At 72.5% G+C, this 211-nt stretch carries 1 protein-coding gene; it reads right to left on the bottom strand.

Going from position 1 to position 211, the window contains the following annotated elements; all coding sequences use genetic code 11:
- Positions 1-211 (bottom strand): HAD family hydrolase (locus ACU18_RS20100; protein ID WP_442853729.1); only part of this gene is annotated, 211 nt, incomplete at both ends.

The raw sequence follows: 211 nt of genomic DNA, 5'->3' as shown, positions 1-211 counted from the left end.
CCTTTCCACAGGCCGTAGACGGCGCCGCAGGCGGTTGCCACCTTCAGGCCGAAGGTCGCGGCGCGGCGGCCGGCGCGGAAGTCGTACACCGGCCAGTTGTTGTCCCGGGCGTGCCGCCGGAGCCGGGCGTCCGGGTTGATGGCCACCGGGTGCCCCACCAGGCTCAGCAGCGGGATGTCGTTGTAGGAGTCGCTGTAGGCCCAGCAGCGCG

Source organism: Arthrobacter sp. ZBG10, from assembly GCF_001238605.1.
Lineage (GTDB): Bacteria > Actinomycetota > Actinomycetes > Actinomycetales > Micrococcaceae > Arthrobacter.
Note: the sequence above shows the minus strand (reverse complement) of the source record. Positions and strands in the feature narration are given on the sequence as shown.